Source organism: Rhizobium sp. SEMIA 4085 (assembly GCF_013004495.1).
GTDB lineage: Bacteria > Pseudomonadota > Alphaproteobacteria > Rhizobiales > Rhizobiaceae > Rhizobium > Rhizobium gallicum.
On the sequence record NZ_JABEPH010000466.1, the window covers coordinates 1 to 3,904 of the forward strand.

General features: G+C 59.9%; 2 protein-coding genes. Both read left to right on the top strand.

Annotated elements, in window-relative coordinates:
* Positions 1 to 563 (top strand): efflux RND transporter periplasmic adaptor subunit (locus C9413_RS29200; protein ID WP_170251277.1); only part of this gene is annotated, 563 nt, incomplete at its 5' end.
* On the top strand, positions 560 to 3,628 hold the full coding sequence (locus C9413_RS29205) for an efflux RND transporter permease subunit (protein ID WP_170251278.1): 3,069 nt from the start codon (positions 560 to 562) through the stop codon (positions 3,626 to 3,628). The genes C9413_RS29200 and C9413_RS29205, both read left to right, overlap by 4 nt.
* The last annotated feature ends 276 nt before the right edge of the window (positions 3,629 to 3,904 follow it).

The following is a 3,904-nucleotide window of genomic DNA, read 5'->3' on the forward strand; positions in this document are numbered from 1 at the left end:
GCGTTGTGACGGCCACCTCTGCGGAAGTGGGTCAGGTTGTTGCCGCAGGCCAGAGCATCGCCACCATTGCCCGTCCCGATCAGCGGGATGCGGTCATTGATATACCGGATGCGAGCTTCGACGGCCTCAAGGTGGGATCGCCCTTCGAGGTTTCCCTCCAGCTAGATCCAACCATTCGCGCGAGCGGTGTCGTTAGAGAAATTGCACCCGAAGCCGAGACGACGACCCGTACACGCCGCACGAAGATAACGCTCGTCAACCCGCCGGCGGCGTTTCGCCTGGGCGCGGTCGTGACGGCAACTGCGACCATTGCAGCCCAGCCACTGATCCTGCTCCCATCGTCCTCGGTGCTGATGAAGGATGGGAAACCGAACGTCTGGGTCGTCGATACCACGGCCGGCAAGGTCTCCATTCGGGCGATCAAGATGGACGGAGACGTTGCGGAAGGAGGCAACATTCGCATCGCTGAAGGCGTCAATCCGGGCGAACGCGTCGTCGTTGCCGGTGTTCACAAGCTTACTGACGGCCAGGCTGTCGGGCTGGATCAAGGGGAAAACCCGTGAAAAAATTCAATCTTTCCGACTGGGCACTCGAGCACCGTTCGCTCGTCTGGTATTTCATGATCGTCTTCATCCTTGCCGGCGCGTTTTCCTACATCGGTCTCGGCCGCGAAGAAGACCCGGACTTCACCATCAAGACCATGATCATCCAGGCGCAATGGCCCGGTGCATCCGCCGAGGAAGTGACCAAGCAGGTCACCGACCGTATCGAGAAGAAGCTCGAAGAGCTTGAGTCGCTTGACTACACCCGCAGCGAGACGGTCGCCGGACGGACAACGATTTTCGTGGAGCTATTGCCGACCACCAAGGCCCGGGATGTCAATCCAACCTGGATGCGCGTCCGCAACATGATCGACGACATCAAGGGAGATTTTCCGAGCGGCGTCGTGGGGCCGTTTTTCAACGACCGCTTCGGCGACGTTTTCGGCAATATCTACGCCTTCACCAGCGACGGGCTCACGCAGCGCCAGCTTCGCGACCTTGTCGAGGACGCCCGCGCAAAAGTCTTGACCGTTCCCAATGTCGGCAAGGTGGACATTATCGGTGCGCAAGACGAAGCGATCTACCTTGAATTTTCGACTCGAAAGATTGCGGCCCTTGGTATCGACCAGCAATCGGTTATCGAGACACTGCAGGCGCAGAACGCCGTCACTCAGTCGGGTTTCGTTGACGCTGGCCCCGAGCGCATCGCCTTGCGCGTCGGTGGTCAGTTTACATCGGAGGAAAGCCTCAAGTCGATCAATCTGCGTGTCAATGACCGGTTCTTTCCGCTGACCGATGTTGCCACGATCAAACGCGGCTATGTCGATCCTCCGTCGTCACTGTTCAGATACAACGGTCAGCCCGCGATCGGTCTCGCCATCGGCATGAAAGCCGGGGCAAATCTGCTGGAATTCGGCAAGGCGCTCGACCAGCAGATGGATCGCATCGTGACCGATCTGCCGATCGGCGTGGATGTCCAGCGCGTTTCCGATCAGCCTCACGTCGTCGACGAAGCGGTCTCGGGCTTCACGCGCGCTCTGTTCGAAGCAGTCGTCATCGTCCTTGCGATCAGTTTCATCAGCCTAGGCGTTCGCGCGGGCCTGGTTGTCGCAATCTCGATCCCTCTTGTGTTGGCGATCACGTTCCTCGTCATGGCCTATTCGGGCATTTCGCTGCAGCGTATTTCGCTCGGCGCGCTGATCATTGCGCTTGGCCTTCTCGTCGACGATGCGATGATTGCCGTCGAGATGATGGTCGCCCGGCTCGAGGCAGGTGACGATCTGAAAAAAGCAGCAACCCATGTCTACACGTCTACGGCCTTCCCGATGCTCACGGGCACCCTCGTAACGGTCGCCGGCTTCATTCCCATTGGCCTGAATAACAGTGCCGCGGGCGAATTCACCTTCACTCTTTTCGTGGTGATAGCTGTCTCACTCCTGGTCTCATGGATCGTCGCAGTGTTGTTCACGCCACTTTTGGGCGTGAGCATCCTTCCCAACACGATGAAGTCGCATCATGAACAGAAAGGCCGGCTGGCGAGAGCTTTTTCGTGGCTTTTGAACCTTTCCATGCGGTGGCGCTGGATCACCATCGGCGCGACAGTCGTTGCCTTCGCGCTCTCCATCGGCGGAATGAGCCTTGTGCAACAGCAGTTCTTCCCTTCCTCTGACAGACCCGAACTGATCGTCGATTGGAATCTGCCGCACAACACTTCGATCTTCGAGACGAACAGGCAGATGGCCAAGTTCGAGCAGGAGATGCTCGCGAACAATAAAGATATAGAGCACTGGACGAGTTATGTCGGACAAGGTGCTCCCCGCTTCATCCTGTCCTTCGATGTTCAGACACCCGACGTGTCGTTCGGGCAGACCATCATCGTGACCAAGGGGCTTGATGTTCGCGACAAGGTCAAGAGCGAACTGCAGGACTATCTAACGAAAACCTTCCCCGGGACCGATGCGTTCGTAAAGCTCCTGGACATCGGGCCTCCGGTCGGCAAGCCTGTGCAATATCGCATCAGCGGGCCGGATATCCAGAAGGTTCGCGATATCGCCCAGCAATTTGCGGGCATCGTCGGCCAGCATCCGCTGCTCTCCAACATGACCTTTGACTGGAATGAACCGTCGCGTGTCGTGAAGGTCGATGTTCTGCAGGACAAGGCGCGGCAACTGGGCGTCTCGTCGCAAGACATTGCAACAACCCTTAACGGGATCGTGGAGGGATCGTCGGCCACGCAGATCAGGGACAACATCTATCTCATAGATGTGATCGGCAGGGCCCAAACCTCGGAGCGCGGCTCCATCGAGACGCTGCAGAACCTTCAGCTGCCTGGCTCAAACGGCAAATCGGTACCGCTCTCGGCAGTTGCCAATTTCCGCTACGAGCTGGAGCAGCCGACGATCTGGCGTCGCACGCGCACGCCGACAATCACCATCAAGGCTGCCGTCGTCGGGCCGACACAGCCGGCGACTATCGTCACCGAACTGCAGCCCAAAGTCGATGCGTTCGTCAAGGGTCTTCCAGCCGGCTACAGCATCGCCAACGGCGGTTCCGTCGAGGAAAGCGCGAAGGCGCAAGGACCGATCGCTGCGGTCGCGCCGCTGATGTTGTTTGCCATGGCGACGATCCTCATGATCCAGTTGCAAAGCTTCAGCAGGTTGTTCCTGGTGTTCGCAGTGGCTCCAACGGCACTCATCGGAGTGGTTATAGCACTGCTCTTCAGTAACGCGCCCATGGGATTCGTCGCAATTCTTGGCGTGCTTGCGCTGATAGGGATCCTGATCCGGAACTCTGGCATCCTGGTCGTGCAGATCGAACAGCTTCGGAGCGAAGGCGTGCCCCCATGGCGCGCCGTCGTCGAGGCGACGGAGCACCGGATGCGTCCGATCATGCTGACGGCGGCGGCCGCGACCCTGGCGCTCATTCCAATCTCCCGGGAAGTCTTCTGGGGTCCCATGGCCTACGCCATGATGGGGGGTATTGTCGTCGGTACCGCACTCACTCTTCTTTTCCTTCCGGCGCTCTACGTGGCGTGGTTCCGGATAGGGAAAGAGAATCTGGGGGAGCGGAAACCCGCACATTCCTAGCGTTTGGGGAACCCGATTACGATCGCCCTCCGCTTGGGCGCCCGCCTACCGGCGGGGCCGGAGCCCCCCACCCAACGCCCGATAAAGACGCCCGCCACGCTGGACCAACCCCGGAAAGTTGGGCCTCAACGGTCAGGGGGCCGGTTGCCAAGGCGGGGCTTCCCGGGGGGGGAACCCGGAGTTAGCTTCTGGTTGGTTCCCCTCCCTCTTCCACCAGGGCAGCGGGCGTCATCGCCGGGGGAGGTGGCTCGGGCGGCAGGCGCCGCGCCCGGGGGG